At 65.8% G+C, this 16,285-nt stretch carries 13 protein-coding genes; 11 read left to right on the top strand and 2 right to left on the bottom strand.

The window, feature by feature from the left end:
• Positions 1-138 precede the first annotated feature (138 nt).
• The 6 genes from IEX43_RS14765 (at position 139) to IEX43_RS14740 (ending at position 6,869) form a co-directional block, all read left to right on the top strand.
• Positions 139-1,161 (top strand): hydroxyacid dehydrogenase, encoded by a 1,023-nt coding sequence (locus tag IEX43_RS14765; RefSeq protein ID WP_188812130.1) that lies wholly within the window; start codon positions 139-141, stop codon positions 1,159-1,161.
• 80 nt (positions 1,162-1,241) lie between these two features.
• Positions 1,242-2,522 carry an ABC transporter substrate-binding protein gene (locus IEX43_RS14760; protein ID WP_188812128.1) on the top strand — a complete coding sequence of 427 codons (1,281 nt, stop codon included), beginning with the start codon at positions 1,242-1,244 and terminating at the stop codon, positions 2,520-2,522.
• A gap of 9 nt (positions 2,523-2,531) precedes the next feature.
• Complete coding sequence (locus tag IEX43_RS14755; protein WP_188812126.1) at positions 2,532-3,467, top strand: carbohydrate ABC transporter permease; 936 nt, start codon at positions 2,532-2,534, stop codon at positions 3,465-3,467.
• Positions 3,467-4,396, top strand: coding sequence for a carbohydrate ABC transporter permease (locus IEX43_RS14750; RefSeq protein ID WP_188812124.1), 930 nt, complete (start codon positions 3,467-3,469; stop codon positions 4,394-4,396). The genes IEX43_RS14755 and IEX43_RS14750 overlap by 1 nt, the downstream gene beginning before the upstream one ends.
• Entirely contained in the window at positions 4,393-5,115 is a 723-nt protein-coding gene (locus IEX43_RS14745) for a hypothetical protein (protein WP_188812122.1), read from the top strand. The genes IEX43_RS14750 and IEX43_RS14745 overlap by 4 nt, the downstream gene beginning before the upstream one ends.
• A gap of 65 nt (positions 5,116-5,180) precedes the next feature.
• Positions 5,181-6,869 carry an alkaline phosphatase D family protein gene (locus IEX43_RS14740; RefSeq protein WP_188812120.1) on the top strand — a complete coding sequence of 563 codons (1,689 nt, stop codon included), beginning with the start codon at positions 5,181-5,183 and terminating at the stop codon, positions 6,867-6,869.
• Here the strand turns inward: IEX43_RS14740 and gdhA are convergent.
• Positions 6,866-8,203, bottom strand: coding sequence for an NADP-specific glutamate dehydrogenase (gdhA, locus tag IEX43_RS14735; RefSeq protein ID WP_188812118.1), 1,338 nt, complete (start codon positions 8,201-8,203; stop codon positions 6,866-6,868). The genes IEX43_RS14740 and gdhA overlap by 4 nt on opposite strands.
• A 205-nt stretch (positions 8,204-8,408) precedes the next feature.
• Between gdhA and IEX43_RS14730 the strand changes: the two genes are divergently transcribed.
• The 3 genes from IEX43_RS14730 (at position 8,409) to IEX43_RS14720 (ending at position 12,004) form a co-directional block, all read left to right on the top strand.
• A complete protein-coding gene (locus IEX43_RS14730) occupies positions 8,409-9,056 on the top strand; it encodes an AmiS/UreI family transporter (protein ID WP_188812116.1) in 648 nt (215 codons plus the stop codon).
• Between the two features lie 69 nt (positions 9,057-9,125).
• Positions 9,126-11,036 carry an alpha-amylase family glycosyl hydrolase gene (locus IEX43_RS14725; protein ID WP_188812114.1) on the top strand — a complete coding sequence of 637 codons (1,911 nt, stop codon included), beginning with the start codon at positions 9,126-9,128 and terminating at the stop codon, positions 11,034-11,036.
• Between the two features lie 110 nt (positions 11,037-11,146).
• Positions 11,147-12,004: a prephenate dehydratase gene (locus IEX43_RS14720; RefSeq protein WP_188812112.1), complete on the top strand. Its 858-nt coding sequence runs from the start codon at positions 11,147-11,149 to the stop codon at positions 12,002-12,004.
• On the opposite strand, the gene IEX43_RS14715 is transcribed toward IEX43_RS14720, so the two are convergent.
• Positions 11,986-13,893, bottom strand: coding sequence for an FAD-binding monooxygenase (locus IEX43_RS14715; RefSeq protein ID WP_188812110.1), 1,908 nt, complete (start codon positions 13,891-13,893; stop codon positions 11,986-11,988). The two genes, IEX43_RS14720 and IEX43_RS14715, sit on opposite strands and share 19 nt — an antisense overlap.
• Positions 13,894-14,113: 220 nt before the next feature.
• On the opposite strand from IEX43_RS14715, the gene IEX43_RS14710 reads away from it, so the two are divergent.
• Positions 14,114-15,601 (top strand): fumarylacetoacetate hydrolase family protein, encoded by a 1,488-nt coding sequence (locus tag IEX43_RS14710; protein ID WP_188812108.1) that lies wholly within the window; start codon positions 14,114-14,116, stop codon positions 15,599-15,601.
• Positions 15,594-16,274 (top strand): GntR family transcriptional regulator, encoded by a 681-nt coding sequence (locus IEX43_RS14705; RefSeq protein ID WP_188812106.1) that lies wholly within the window; start codon positions 15,594-15,596, stop codon positions 16,272-16,274. Before IEX43_RS14710 ends, IEX43_RS14705 begins: the two co-directional genes overlap by 8 nt.
• Positions 16,275-16,285 lie beyond the last annotated feature (11 nt).

Genomic DNA, 16,285 nt, shown 5'->3' with positions numbered 1-16,285 from the left:
GAGTGTGAATGATCTAGAACGAATGTGATCAGCTTGGATGATCCGTCTTGTTTATGAGTATCTACTGATTGTCAGATGTGATGCAAGACATGAAGTTCAGCCCCGCGGGGCCAACACCACAACCCGAAAGGAGGCCCCGTGTCCCGAAAACCGAAGGCGCTGCTGGTCATGAACCGCGGTACTTTTGCGGACCAGTTTGATGCATCGCGGCTGGAGCGCCTCGCAAACCTGGTGGATCTCGGCGCGCAGCCGTGGACCGCTTCACTCAACGTCAGGGAACACCCCGGGCTGGCCCCGCGCCTTGCGGAGGTGGAAATCCTCCTCACGAGCTGGGGTGTACCCCGCCTGGATGCCGCCGCGCTGGCACACATGCCGAGGCTCCGCGCTGTCTTTCACTGCGCCGGGACTGTCCGCAGCTTTGTCAGCCAGGAACTGTGGGACCGCGGCATCCTGGTCACCAACGGCGCGGACGCGAACGCCATCCCGGTAGCCGAATTCACGTTTGCCTCCATCGTCCTGGCCGGCAAAAAGGCCCAGGTGCTGTCCAACGATGCCCGTATCCACAGGGAGGACTGGAGCTACAGCACCCTGCGCGGGGAGCTGGGCAACATCGGGCGGACCATCGGGGTCATCGGCTTCTCCCGCATCGGGCGCAGGGTGGTCCAGCTGGTCCAGCAGCTCCAGGACGTCACCTGTCTGGTGAGCGATCCCCATGCCGACCCGTCAGCCGTGGCCGCAGCAGGAGGGCGGCTGGTGCCCCTGCTGGACCTCCTCGCGGCGTCGGATGTCGTTACCGTGCACGCGCCGGCTCTTCCGGAGACACGGCATATGCTCGGCGCAGCCGAACTGGGGGCGATGAAGGACCATGCCACCCTGATCAACACGGCCCGCGGTTCGCTGGTGGACACCAGCGCCCTGGAAGCCGAATGCGCCACCGGCCGCATCAACGCGCTCCTGGACGTCACGGAACCCGAACCGCTGCCGGCAACCTCCGTCCTGTATGACCTCCCCAACGTCGTGATCACTCCGCACATCGCAGGCTCCCTGGGGAGCGAAACCCGCAGGATGTCCGACGCCGCCCTCAACGACCTGGAACGGTACCTGACCGGACAGAAACTGCTGGCGCAAGTGGTCCCTGACGACCTCTCCCTCAGCGCCTGAGCAGTCCGGTACCCGGGCAACCGCAACCGCAAACCTCGCCGCATCCGCGGCAAACCCGCATCCCTAGTAAGGAGAACGCAATGAAGCGCACAACCCTCGCCGCCATCGCCCTGGCAGTGACAGCAGGACTTGGCCTGACCGGCTGCGCCGGCGCCGCCGGTCCCGCGGAACCCCAAAGCCAGGACGGCAAAACCCGCCTGACGGTATCCGTGTGGAACTACGAAGGCACACCGGAATTCAAGGCCCTGTTTGACGGCTACGAGGCCGCAAACCCGGACGTGGACATCGAGCCGGTGGACATCCTGGCGGACGACTACCCGCAGAAGGTGACCACCATGCTGGCCGGCGGGGACACCACCGACGTCCTGACCATGAAGAACGTCATCGACTACGCCCGCTACGCCAACAACGGCCAGCTCCAGGAAATCAACGGTGTGGTGGACACCGTGGGCAAGGACGATCTTGCCGGGCTGGACGCCTTCGACATTGACGGCAAGTACTACGCGGCGCCGTACCGGCAGGACTTCTGGCTGCTCTACTACAACAAGGAACTGCTCAAGGCCGCCGGCGTTGAAGAGCCCAAGGACCTGACCTGGGATGAGTACACCGCCCTTGCCCAAAAGCTCACCACCGAAGCCGGCGGCAAGAAGGTCTACGGCACGTACCACCACATCTGGCGCTCCGTTGTGCAGGCCATCGCGGCAGCGCAGAACGGCGGTGACCAGATCAGCGGCGAGTACGGCTTCTTCGAAGACCAGTACAACACCACCCTGGAGCTGCAGAAGAGCGGCGCCACCCTGGACTTCGGAACGGCCAAGAGCCAGAAGACCAGCTACCGGACCATGTTCGAAACCGGCCAGGCCGCCATGATGCCCATGGGAACCTGGTACATCGCCGGCGTCCTGCAGGCCAAGAAGGACGGCAAGACAGACGTTGACTGGGGCCTGGCTCCCTTGCCGCAGAAGGACTCCAACGGCAAGGTATCGACGTTCGGCTCACCCACGGCCTTCGCCGTCAACAAGAACGCCGCGCACTCCGAGGAAGCCAGGAAGTTCATCGAGTGGGCTGCCGGTGAAGAAGGCGCCAAGGCCATCTCCAAGATCGGTGTGGTCCCGGCCCTGCAGAACGACGCTGTCACGGACACCTACTTCCAGCTCGAGGGCCTGCCCACGGATGAGTTGTCCAAGAAGGCGTTCTCCCCCGACGAAACCGCGCTGGAAATGCCGGTCAGTGACAAGTCTGCCGCCACGGACAAGATCCTCAACCAGGAGCACGACCTCATCATGGTGGGCGAACGCTCCGTGGCAGACGGCATCACCGAGATGGGCAAGCGCGTCAAAAGCGAAGTCCTCGGTCAGTAACAGGCAGCCATGACTACTGAAACACTTCCTCCCGTTGCCCCGGCTCCAGCACCTGCCCACAGCCGGGGCAACCGGAAGCAGGCGCGGCGCAACACGCTGATCGGGTGGACGTTTATCCTTCCGAACTTCCTGGGCTTCCTGGCCTTCACCCTCATCCCCGTAACCGCGGCCTTCGCCCTCTCCTTCATGGAGTGGACCTCGTTCACGGCGCCCCGCTGGGTAGGGCTGGAAAACTTCCAGCGCATGTTCCAGAGCGACACATTCTGGGTGGCGCTGCGCAATACCGTGGTCTACGCCCTGGGGCACGTCCCGCTCACCATGGCCCTGGCGTTGGTCCTCGCTTTGCTACTGAACCGAAAGCTCAAGGGCATCGGTTTCTTCCGGGTGGCAATCTTCTTTCCCTACATCACCTCCCTGGTAGCGGTGGCGGTGGTCTGGAACATGCTGTTCAGCCCGGACAACGGACCCATCAACCAGTTCCTGAACGTTATCGGCATCGCCGAAACCCCCGGCTGGACCTCCAGCTCCGACTGGGCCATGCCCGCCGTCATCATCACCAGCGTCTGGCGTGACATGGGGTACTACATGATCCTGTACCTGGCCGGCCTGCAGGCCATCCCCACCGAACTCTACGAAGCAGCGGAAGTTGACGGCGCCAGCCCCTGGCAGCGCTTCTGGAACGTCACCATCCCCTCCCTGCGGCCCACCACGTTCTTTGTGGTGGTGATGCTGACAGTCTCCAGCTTCAAGGTGTTCGACCTGATCGTGGTCATGACCAACGGCGGACCGGGACGCGCCACAACCGTGCTGTCCCAGCTCATTTACCAGGAGGGCATCGGCGAAGGGAAGTTCGGATACTCGTCCGCCATCTCGCTGGTGCTGTTCGTCATCGTCCTCACGGTCACCGTCCTGCAGTTCAAGATCCAACAGCGGAGGGAACGCTGATGACCAACATGGCCGAAGACCTCAAGGCTGAGGCGCCCTTCGCCGGGGAGGGCCTGGCACCCGCTCCGGAAGACCGCCGTCGTACGCAGCGCGACTCGCCACGGGAACGGAAGAAGCGCACCTCCGACGCCGTCATTTACGGCGTGCTGGTGGTGCTGGTGGCGGCGCTGATGGTGCCGTTCATCTGGATGGTGTCCTCCTCGCTGAAGGAGAACAACCAGGTCCTCACGGTGCCGATCCAGTGGATCCCCACGGAGTTCGTCTGGAGCAACTACACGGACATCTGGACCCGGATCCCCATGATGGGGTACCTGCAGAACTCTCTGTACCTCGCGGTGATCATCACGTGCCTGCAGGTCCTCACCGGTTCGCTGGCGGCCTATGGCTTTTCCAAGGTGCGTTTCCCGGGCCGGGACGTGCTGTTCCTGGCGTACATCGGCACCATCGCCGTGCCGTGGCAGGCCTACATGGTGCCGCAGTACATCATGATGCAGAACCTGGGCCTGACCAACAGCTTTAACGCCCTCATCCTGTTGCAGGCCTTCGGCGCGTTCGGCGTGTTCCTGATGCGGCAGTACTACATGACCATTCCGGACGAGCTCTGCGAGGCCGCCCGGATCGACGGCCTGAGCGAGTACGGAATCTGGGCCCGGGTGATCCTGCCGCTGTCCAAACCGGCACTGGCCAGCCTGGCGCTGCTGACGTTCGTGAACACCTGGAACGACTACATGGGCCCGTTCATCTACCTCACCAGCAACCGCCTCTGGACCGTCCAGCTGGGCCTGCGTTCCTTCGTGGGCCAGTTCGATGCCGAGTACGCCATGATCATGACCGGTTCCGTGATCTCCGTGATCCCCATCCTGGTGATCTTCCTGGTGGGCCAGCGCTACTTCATCCAGGGCATCGCCACGAGCGGCATGAAGGGATGACCTCCGTGGCGCAGCACCCCACCCGTTCCCGGCGGCGCGGCCTGGCCGGACGCCTTCCCAGCCCCGGATTTGAAACCTTCGGCGGCATCTTCGGCTTCGTCTACACCTTCCTGGCCGGGAACGTCCTGCTGGCCCTGGCGAACGCGCCGCTGGTGCTGTGCCTGGCCCTGGTGGCGGACCCCATCGCCGCCTGGCCGTTCTTCCTTGCGCTTTCGGTGACCGTTCCGCCGTCGCTCGCCGGCCTGTTTGCCTCCTTCCAGGCATTGAACGACGACGGCGCCGCGGTTAAGCCGGTTGCATCCTTCCTCAGGGGCTACTTCGGCGGTTTCCGGCGGGCCGCCCCGCTGGGGCTGGCCGCCGTGGCAATACTGCTCTTCCTTGGCGTGGACCTGGCGGTCACCCTGTCCATGCCGGCAGCGGCCGTGCTGGTTCCCGTCATCGTGGTGGCTGCCGCCGTCACCGTGGCCGTCACCGTAACGGCGAGCGCCGGCGTCGTACTCTTGCCCGAAGCGGGACTCAAGGACCTGCTCAAGGCAGCCCTCTACCTGTGCGTGCAGCGCTGGTACCTGAGCTTTGCCGCGCTTGTCCTGCTGGGCGTCATCGCCTCTGCCGCGCTGCTGCAGCCCGTGCTGGGCGTGGCCCTGGCGCCGGCCCCGCTGCTCTTCGTGGTGTGGAGCAACTCGGCCTACGCTTTCCACGCGGCGCTCCGCACTCCCTAGCTGCGAATTCCCCAGCTGCGGATTTCCCCATAGCCGGAGCGGGTTCCAGCAGGTACAACTGAGAGATGACTACCCCAGAGCTGGTGCTAGGCCCCATGATGCGGTACGTGGACCAGACCTCGGCGAGCATCTGGGTGGAAACCCGGGACAACGCCCGTGTGACGGTGGCCGCCGGGGCCGGGCAGTGGGAAGCCCGGACCTTCGCCGTCCACGGCCACCACTACGCGCTCGTGGAAGTGGACGGGCTGGAGCCGGGATCCGTAACTCCCTACACGGTGGCAGTCAACGGAGTACCGGTGTGGCCTGAGCCCGGGACGGGGTTCCTGCCGCCGGTGATCGCCACCCTCAAACCCGGCAAGCCGCTGCGCCTGGCCTTTGGTTCCTGCCGCACCAGCGTCCCGCACGACGGGTCCGGAAACCGGAGCCACGGCGTGGACGCCCTGCGGGCCTACGCCCTGGAGATGAGCTCCGGCGGCAAGGAGCCCTGGCCGGACCTGGTGGCGTTCCTCGGGGACCAGGTTTACGCCGATTCCACCAGCGAACAGATGCAGGAGTTCATCAAAGCCCGGCGGGACATCACGGAGCCTCCCGGCGAGGAGCTCAAGGATTTTGAGGAATACGCGCACCTCTACAACCTGGCCTGGTCCGACCCCGCCAACCGGTGGCTGCTGTCCACCCTGCCGAGTGCCATGATCTTCGACGACCATGACATCCGTGACGACTGGAACGCGTCGCGGAGCTGGCGGGAGGCCATGGAGGACACGGACTGGTGGCACGGACGGATCGTGGCGGGCCTTGCGTCCTACTGGGTGTACCAGCACCTGGGAAACCTGTCCCCGCAGGAGCGGGCCGCGGATGTGATCTGGCAAAAGATTACCTCCCACCGCGGGGACAGCGAACCAGACATCAGCACTGAATTGGACAGTTTCGCCGAACGGGCCGACCAGGATCCCGAAACCTACCGGTGGAGTTTCTGCCGCGACTTTGGCGACACCCGGCTGCTCGTGGTTGATTCCAGGGCTGCCCGGAACCTGGACCCGGAGCACCGCGCCCTGCTGGATGATGCGGAGATGGACTGGCTGGACGCCCGGATGCGCGGCGGTTTCCGGCACCTGCTGGTGGCAACGTCCCTGCCGTTCCTCCTGCCCATGGGCCTGCACCACCTTGAGGCCTGGGACGAGGCAGTCTCCGAAGGCGCGTGGGGGAAGATTCCGGCGCGGTTCGGCGAAAAACTGCGCCAGGCCGTGGACCTGGAGCACTGGGGCGCCTTCCAGGAGAGCTTCCGGCGGGTTGCCGCGATGGCTGAGGACGTGGCCGACGGCGGCCGCGGACCTGCCCCGGACAGTGTCACCTTCCTGTCCGGGGACGTGCATTTTTCCTACGTCTCCGAGGTGGAGAGGACTGCGGGCAGCCGCATCATCCAAGCCGTCTGCTCGCCCATCCGTAATCCACTCCCGCGGGTGATGCGGTCCTTCGGGGCCGTGATGTCCTACGGCCTGGCCACGCCCATCGGAGCGTTGGCCGCGCGCTCAGCCAAGGTCCCGGACCCGCCGTTCCGCTGGTCCGGGATCAAAGGCCCATGGTTCGACAACAACCTGGCCTGCCTTGAAGTGGTGCCGGAGGGGCTGAAGCTGTGGTGGCAGCGGGGCGTCGTGGAGGGAGGCGACAACCTCAACCCTCGCCTGGAACGCGTGGCGGAACTAACGGTCGCTCCCCGCAGGACGGCGGGGAATGCTGCCGTTGCACCCTCCTAGATCAGGCCCTGTGCCAGCATCGCGTCGGCCACCTTCACGAACCCGCCGATGTTGGCGCCGAGAACGTAGTTGCCCGGGTCACCGTACTCGTCGGCCGTGGAGGCGCACCGGTGGTGGATGCCCACCATGATCTCCGTGAGCCGCTCCTCAGTGTGCTCGAAGGACCACGAATCACGGCTGGCGTTCTGCTGCATTTCCAGCGCAGAGGTGGCCACCCCGCCGGCGTTTGCCGCCTTGCCGGGGCCAAAAAGCACGCCGGCGTCCTGGAAGACTGACACGGCCTCGCGGGTGGACGGCATGTTGGCGCCTTCCCCGATCGCAATGAGCCCGTTGCGCACCAGCCGGGCGGCAGCATCGCCGTCGAGCTCGTTCTGCGTGGCGCAGGGCAGCGCCACGGAGGCGTCCACATCCCAGACGGAGCCGCCCTCCACGTAGGAGACGCCGGCGCGGCGTTCGGCGTAGTCCTTGAGGCGGCCGCGTTCCACTTCCTTGACTTCGCGGAGAAGCGCGACGTCGATGCCCGCCTCATCCACCACGTAGCCGGAGGAATCGGAGCACGCCACCGCGGTTGCACCCAGGGATTGGGCCTTGGCGATCGCGTTGATGGCCACGTTTCCGGAACCAGAGACCACCACGCGCTGGCCGTCAAATGATGCTCCGCGGGTCTTCAGCATCTCCTGGGTGAAGATGACCGTTCCGAAGCCGGTGGCTTCAGGCCGGACCAGGGATCCGCCCCAGGAAATGCCCTTTCCGGTGAGGACGCCGGATTCGTAGCGGTTGGTGATGCGCTTGTACTGGCCGAAGAGGTACCCGATCTCCCGCCCGCCCACACCGATGTCGCCGGCCGGGACGTCGGTGTATTCGCCGATGTGCCGGTACAGCTCGGTCATGAAGGACTGGCAGAACCGCATCACCTCGCCATCGCTGCGGCCGCGGGGGTCGAAGTCCGAGCCGCCCTTGCCGCCGCCGATGGGCATGCCGGTGAGGGCGTTCTTGAAGATCTGTTCAAAGCCCAGGAACTTGACGATGCCCAGGTAGACCGAGGGGTGGAACCGCAGGCCGCCTTTGTACGGGCCCAGCGCCGAGTTGAATTCCACCCGGAAACCGCGGTTGATCTGCACCCGGCCGGCGTCATCGGTCCAGGGGACACGGAAAATGATCTGGCGCTCCGGTTCGCAGAGCCGCTCCAGGATGGCGGCCTCAAGGAACTCGGGGTGCCTGTCATGGACGGGCCCCAGGCTTTCAAAGACCTCGACTACTGCCTGATGGAACTCCGTTTCACCGGGGTTTCGGGCCAGGACTGTGTCCCTGATGGCCTCCAGCCGTGCATCCATGAACTTTTCCTTACCGTGGGCGTAATCCGGAACTGCCGCACGGAGGGCGGCATCGTCCCAAACAGTTTACGTTTCAACCTAACCAATTACGACCGGGCACTGTTAGGCCACCCCCAAAACAATGCCCTATTCTCCGTATTGTGACAAAAACATTCCACTCTATGAGACTTTCAGTGATTGTCTTCGCAGGCACAGGGGCGTCCTGATGCCGTACGTCTGCCTCCTCCTCTCCGGTGCGGCGCTGCTGGTCAATGGTCTCGCCATCCTGGGGCACCTGCCCCGCCGCGACGCAGCCGTCCTGGGCCTGGTGGTGGGAACCGTGCAGCTGGCGCTCGGCGCCGTCGTGCTGTCCCTGGGCGGTGCGGCCGGCGCGGCGCCAACGGCCGCCGGGATCCTCCTGTTCGGGCTGACCTACACCTATGGGGGCCTGGACACCCTGCTGGACCTTGGGTCGAAGGGCCTGGGCTGGTTCTGCGGGATGGTTGCGTTCGTTGCCGTGCTGCTTGCTTTCTTCTGGCTTCATGCCGATCCCCTGCTCGCCGTGCTGTGGCTGGCGTGGGCGGTGCTCTGGGGTTTCATGTTCGCCTCCCTGGCCCTGGGCAGGAGCGGGCTGGACCACTTCATGGGCTGGGCACTGGTCCTGGCAAGCCAAGTGACCGCCACGGTGCCGGCCTTCCTGGGAATGGCCGGGCTCTGGCCGCACAGCGCCCAGGTTGCCGCCGGCGCCGCCGGCCTCCTTGGGCTTCTGTTCCTTGCCGCGGGGGTACTGGCCCGGCGGCGGACTGCGGGCGAATGGCGCGCAGCGGATAAACCCGGCACGCTGGCCGCCCTGCCACGGGACGCACGGCGCTAGCCGCCGTGGCATACTGCCGTAACCAGTCCCTGCCGGATCCGCCGGCTGGTGGTCCGGAAGGGGTTTTCAATGCAGGATTCCGTCATGGTGGACGAAACGGTGCGGCAGCACGTCCTCGATGCTCTCGCGCAGGCGGACCTCACCGCGGATCCTGACTTCCGGCGGAGGTTCGACGCGCACTTCCCGGACCTGTACCGCCTGTTCCGGTCCCTGTACGAACCCCGGCAGGACTGGCTGGACCAGCTCATTGCCCTGGTGGTGGAGAGCGCCCGCTCGTGGCAGGAGCGCCCCGCCGACCTGAAGGCCCTGGACGCCCAGCGGGAAGCAGACAGCAACTGGTTCCTGTCCAACACCATGCTGGGCGGCGTCTGCTACGTGGATCGGTATGCGGACAGCCTGGACGGGCTCCGAACCCAGATCCCGTATTTCAAGGAACTGGGCCTGACCTACCTGCACCTGATGCCGCTGTTCCTTGCTCCGGAGCCACACTCCGACGGCGGGTACGCGGTTTCGAGCTACCGCCAGGTCAACCCGAAGCTGGGCACCATGGAACAGCTCCGCAACCTCGCGGCTGAGTTCCGCGGCCACGGCATCAGCCTGGTGGTGGACTTCATCTTCAACCACACCTCCGACGAGCACGAGTGGGCCAGGCGGGCCGCTGCCGGCGACCCGAAGTACAGCGACTACTACTGGATTTACCCGGACCGGACCATGCCGGACGCCTTCGAGCAGAACGTGCGCGAGATCTTCCCGGAGAACCACCCTGGGTCCTTCGTCCACATGGAGGACGGCCGCTGGGTGTGGGCCACCTTCCACACGTACCAGTGGGACCTGAACTACTCCAACCCGGACGTGTTCCGGGCGATGGCCGGGGAAATGCTGTTCCTGGCCAACCAGGGCGTGGACATCCTGCGGATGGACGCGGTGGCCTTCATCTGGAAGCAGCTGGGCACCCCCTGCGAGAACCTGCCCGAGGCGCATGTCCTTCTGCAGGCCTTCAACGCGGTGTGCCGGCTCGCCGCGCCGTCGCTGCTGTTCAAGTCCGAGGCAATCGTGCATCCGGACGAGGTGGCGCTCTACATCGACCCCGCCGAATGCCAGCTCTCCTACAACCCGCTGCAGATGGCGCTGATCTGGGAATCCCTGGCCACCCGGGACGCCTCGCTTTTGGCCCAGGCGCTGGAGCGGCGGCACAACATCCCGGACGGCACCTCCTGGGTGAACTACGTCCGCAGCCACGACGACATCGGCTGGACGTTCGCGGACGAGGACGCCGCCGAGCTGGGCATCAACGGCTTCGACCACCGCCGCTTCCTGAACTCCTTCTACGTCAACCGCTTCCCCGGCAGCTTCGCCCGCGGCGTGCCGTTCCAGGACAACCCCAAGACCGGCGACTGCCGCATTTCAGGGACGACGGCGTCACTGTGCGGCATGGAGGTGGACCCGGCTGAGGCGGTGGAGCGGATCCTCCTGGCCCACTCGGTGGCCTTCAGCACCGGCGGCATCCCCCTGCTGTACCTCGGCGACGAAGTGGGGCAGCTCAACGACTACGGGTATGCGAAAGAGGAAGGGCACGACGCCGACAGCCGCTGGGTGCACCGGCCCCACTATCCGGAGGAGCAGTACGCCCGGCGGCACGATGTTTCCACGCCGGAGGGTGCGGTGTACGCGGCCCTGAAGCGGATGATCGAGGTCCGCGGCGCTGCTCCTGAACTTGCGGGAACAACGCTCCTCGATTTCGGTACCCACAACCGGAGCGTCCTGGCCTACCAGCGGCCGGCAAGTGCGGCCGACGGCGGGGAGACGAGAATCCTGGCCCTCGCCAACTTCAGCGACGAACCCCAGACCCTGCCCGCCGAAACCTTCTCCGGTTTCTCAGGCGCCGCCGTCGACCTTCTCTCCGAAGCCGCGCTGCAGCTGGACGAGGGCGTCACGCTCCTCCCCCGCCAGTACCTCTGGCTGCGCGTCACCCCCGTTTAACCCCGCCCCTTCCCAACTAGGTAGCGCTAAGTGTCGTTTTGACCGCCCAAAACGACACTTAGCGCTACCTAGTTGGGCGGGCAGGCACGGGACGTGAAACCATACGGATCATGGCCCAGAAGATTGCGTACCAGGGTGAGCCCGGCGCCAACTCCAATATCGCGTGCAAGCAGATGTTCCCGGACATGGAAAGCGTGCCCTGCGCGAGCTTCGAGGACGCGTTTGAACTCGTGGCCAGCGGCGAGGCGGAGCTGGCCATGATTCCCATCGAGAACTCCATTGCCGGGCGGGTGGCGGACATCCACATCCTGCTGCCTCAGTCCAACCTGCAGATCGTGGGGGAGTTCTTCCTGCCCATCCACTTCGACCTGCTGGGCATCCCTGGCAGCACCATCGAGGGCGCCACGGAGGTGCACAGCCACATCCACGCCCTGGGCCAGTGCCGGAAGCTCATCCGCGAGCACGGCCTCAAGCCCGTCATCGCCGGCGACACCGCAGGGTCCGCAAGGGAAGTGGCCGAGTGGAACGATCCGCGCAAACTGTCCCTGGCGCCGCCGCTGGCCGCGCAGATCTACGGCCTGGACGTCCTGGCCTCCCGGGTTGAGGACGACCCCTCCAACACCACGCGCTTTGTAGTCCTGGCCCGGGAGAAGGAGCTGCCGGCCCGCGATGAGCTCTCCGGACCGGCAGTCACCAGCTTCGTGTTCCGCGTCCGCAACGTCCCCTCAGCCCTGTACAAGGCACTGGGCGGCTTCGCGACGAACGGGGTGAACATGACGCGGCTGGAAAGCTACATGGTGGGCAACGAGTTTGCCGCCACCATGTTCATGGCCGACGTCGAGGGCCACCCCGAGGACCTGCCGCTGAAGCTGGCCCTCGAGGAGCTGGACTTTTTCACCACGGAGGTGCGGATCCTGGGCGTCTACGCCGCTGCCGAATACCGGACGGGTCAGACCGTCAACGGCTGACCGGCCGGACGGCTTTTGAGGAGCGGCCCGAAGAACTCCGCCATTTCGGTGGTGGCCGTCAGCGGCAGGACGTTCGCCACGTACTGGTCCGGCCGCACCACCACCACAACACCCCCGCGGTCCAGGCCCCGCAGCTCGAAGATGTCAGCCTTGGGGTCGGTGCCATAGACCTTCTCGTAGTCCGTCAGCCTGAACGGGCCCACCTGCGGCTTGAAAACCGCCGGCACTGCGTTGATGTCAAGCTCCGTGTGGGGCTGCTGGTAGACCACCTTCACGTCGAACCACGCGTCAGGATCAGCGTCCGACGGCGTTACGGCCAGCGGCGATTCCCTCGCCTCCGCGAGCCATGCGGCAAGTTTGTCCGTGGCAGACCCTGAGCCCGGAAGCGCGGGATCGGCGAAGACGTAGATCCGCCACCGGCCGTCCGCCGTGGCGTGGTGGCCCAGGTGGATGGGGTTGGTGTCGCCCACCCGTACCACGGGGGCCGACTTGAACCGCTTGCCCACTGGAAAACCTGCGGCCAGGTCCTGGTGGTCCGGGCTGCCGACAATGAGCGAGGGCGTGTACTGCGTCATGAAGCCGGCCGGGAACTCGGCGGTACTGACGTAGAAGTCCTCGAGATCGGAGGGGTTCTCGAACTCCTCGGGCTTCTTGGCCATCATGGTGGACCACTCTTTGTCGAAGTCGATGAGGTTTTTCGCCACCACCTGCCGCTCCTCCGAGTAGGTGGACAGCAGGCTTTCCGGGCTGCGGCCTTCCAGGACGTGCCCCAGCTTCCAGGCCAGGTTGAAACCGTCCTGCATCGAGACGTTCATTCCCTGCCCCGCCTTCGCACTGTGGGTGTGGCAGGCGTCGCCCGTGATGAACACCCGCGGCGTCCGCGTGCCGCGCTGGTCCGGCAGGACGTCGTCGAACCTGTCCGTCAGGCGGTGTCCCACCTCGTACACGCTGTGCCATGCCACGTTCCGGACATCAAGGGTGTAGGGGTGGAGGATCTCGTTGGCCTGGTGGATGATCTGCTCGATGGTGGTGGCGCGCACCGCACCCTTGTTGTCCGGATCGACCACGCCAAGGTCCACGTACATGCGGAAGAGGAAGCCGCCCTCGCGCGGGATCAGCAGGATGCTGCCCTTCTCGCCCTGGATGGCGCACTTGGTGCGGATGTCCGGGAAGTCCGTGACCGCCAGGACGTCCATGACGCCCCAGGCGTGGTTGGCGGCATCGCCGGCAAGGTGGCAGCCGATCGCGTCCCGGACCTTGCTCCGCGCGCCGTCCGCCCCGATGACGTACTTGGCGCGGACCACCCGCTCCTCGCCCTCGTTCGCCCCGGAGGCGTGCGCGAGCGTTACGGTCACGGGATACTCGCCCTGGCCGGTGACCTCAAGGCCGCGGAACTCGTAGCCGTAGTCCGGCGCCATACGGGTGGGCGAGTTGGCCATGAACTCCGCGAAGTAGTCAAGGACCCGGGCCTGGTTGACGATCAGGTGCGGGAACTCGCTGATTCCCATCTCGTCGTCCACGGCGCGGGCGGCCCGGACGATGCGGGAGTGGTCCGCGGGGTCCGGCTTCCAGAACGCCATCTCGGTGATCCGGTACGCCTCGGCAATGATGCGCTCGGCGAACCCGAACGCCTGGAAGGTCTCAACGCTGCGGGCCTGGATTCCGTCAGCCTGGCCGATGGGGAGCCGTCCCTCCCGGCGCTCGACGATGCGGGTGGTCACGTTGGGGAACTGCGAAAGCTGCGCGGCGGCAAGCATACCGGCGGGCCCGGTCCCGACAATGAGCACGTCAACCTCGTCCGGGAGCTCGGCAGGACGGTTGATGCCGACGCCGGCTGCAGGCTTGACCCGCGGGTCTCCGGATACGTAGCCGTGGTGGTGGAACTGCACGGGATTCCTCACTTCGTTGTGTGGGTGTTCGGCCGAAAGGGTGTTCGATAATAGAACTTCAGTTTCCATATAAGAAAGCTGTGCGATTGAGCACCACAGTACGCCACCTGTGACGCGGACTACAAGGGCGCTCAGGAGGCCTGCAAATTCGGGGTTGACGCGCGGCGCGCAACGGGGCGATAGTGATCGTATACGATTTCGTACCTCGCAAGGAGAAGCTGTGGAGCAGGTCAACGGAGACACCCTGGCGGCGGCCGGCAAGGTGGTGGCGGTGCACATCAACTACCCCAGCCGCGCAGCCCAGCGGGGGCGCACCCCGGCCCAGCCGTCCTACTTCCTGAAACCGTCGTCGTCGCTCGCTGTGAACGGCGGCGCCGTGGAACGTCCTGCGGGCTGCGAACTGCTCGGCTATGAAGGCGAAGTCGCCCTGGTTATCGGCAAGGCCGCCCGGCGCGTCAGCCTCGAGGACGCCTGGAGCCATGTGGCTGCCGTGACGGCCAGCAATGACCTGGGCGTGTATGACCTGCGCTGGGCGGACAAGGGTTCCAATCTGCGTTCCAAGGGTGGCGACGGCTTCACGCCCGTGGGCCCGGCACTGATTCCGGCAGACGCCGTCGACCCCTCCCGCCTGAGCATCCGCACCTGGCATAACGGCGAGCTGGTCCAGGACGACACCACCGAGGACCTGCTCTTCCCGTTTGCCCGGCTTGTGGCCGACCTGTCCCAGCTCCTCACCCTCGAGGAAGGGGACATCATCCTTACCGGAACGCCCGCCGGCGCCTCCGTGGCCAGGCCCGGCGACGTGCTGGAAGTGGAAGTAAGCACGCTCGACGGCGGCCTCACCACCGGGCGCCTGGTCACCACCGTTGAGGAAGGCGCGACGCCGTTCGCAGACTTTGGTGCCGGCCCCAAAGTTGATGACCTGCAGCGTGAGGAGGCGTACGGTTCCCGCGAAGCGGCCGGGCTTCCCGCCCTCGCCCCCGCGCTCTCCCCGGAGCTGAAAGCCAAGCTCGAAAGCGTTGCGACGGCCACCCTGTCCTCGCAGCTCCGGAAGCGCGGGATGGACAACGTCAGCATCGACGGACTGCAGGCCACCCGCCCCGACCGCAAGGTGGTGGGCCTGGCCCGGACACTGCGCTACGTCCCCAACCGGGAAGACCTCTTCAAGACCCACGGCGGCGGCTTCAACGCCCAAAAGCGCGCCATCGATTCCGTCAACGACGGCGAAGTCCTGGTCATGGAGGCCCGCGGCGAGAAGGGCACCGGGACGGTGGGCGACATCCTGGCCCTGCGCGCCCAGGTGCGCGGCGCGGCAGCGATCATTACCGACGGCGGCGTCCGCGACTACACCGCCGTAGCCGGCCTGGAGATGCCCACTTACTTCGCCAACCCGCACCCCGCTGTGCTGGGCCGCCGCCATGTCCCGTGGGACACGGACATCACCATCGCCTGCGGCGGCGCCACCGTCCAGCCCGGCGACATCATCGTGGCCGACTCCGACGGCATCCTGGTGATCCCGCCGGCCATCGCCGAAGATCTGGCGGAGGACTGCATCCGGCAGGAACAGGAGGAAGCCTTCATCTTCGAAATGGTCCAGCAGGGCAACAGCGTTGACGGCCTCTACCCCATGAACGCCGCCTGGCAGGCACGGTATAGGGAGTGGAAAGCGGGCACTGCAGACCCGGAGGCGGGCCACCCGAATGACTGAGACGGTGACTGAACCTTCCGCTGCGGCCGCTGCGGGGAGCAAGTCCGAGCAGGCCTATCAGGCCGTCAAGGCCCGCATTGTCGAGGGCACCTACTCCCCCGGCTACCGCCTGGTTTTGGGGAGCATCGCCAAGGACCTGGGGGTCAGCGTGGTGCCGGTCCGGGAAGCCATCCGCCGGCTCGAAGCCGAGGGCCTGGTGACGTTTGAACGCAACGTGGGCGCCACCGTGGCCGGCATCGATCCGACGGAATACCTCTACACCATGCAGACCCTGAGCATCGTGGAAGGTGCCGCCACCGCGCTGTCCGCCCCGCTGGTTGATTCCGTGGCAATTGCCCGGGCCCGTGCGGTGAACGAGGAGATGCGTGAATGTCTGCACCACTTTGACCCGGTCCGGTTCACGCAGCTGAACCAGGACTTCCACAGCATCCTCTTCGAGCACTGCCCCAACCCTCACATCCTGGACCTGGTCCACCGCGGCTGGAACCGGCTGGCAGCCCTGCGGTCCTCCACGTTCCGCTTTGTCCCCGGCCGCGCCCACGAATCAGTGAACGAGCACGAGGCGCTGCTCCAGCTCATTGAATCCGGCGCCACCGCCGACGAGATCGAGAAAGCCGCCCGCCTCCACCGCTCCGCCACCCTGGACGCCTACCTGGCACAAAGCAAGCAGTAAACGTACAAGTT

The sequence above is a fragment of the Pseudarthrobacter polychromogenes genome, from assembly GCF_014644495.1.
Taxonomy (GTDB): domain Bacteria; phylum Actinomycetota; class Actinomycetes; order Actinomycetales; family Micrococcaceae; genus Arthrobacter; species Arthrobacter polychromogenes.
The sequence above is the reverse complement of the archived record's forward strand: the minus strand, read 5'-3'. Positions and strand labels throughout refer to the sequence as shown.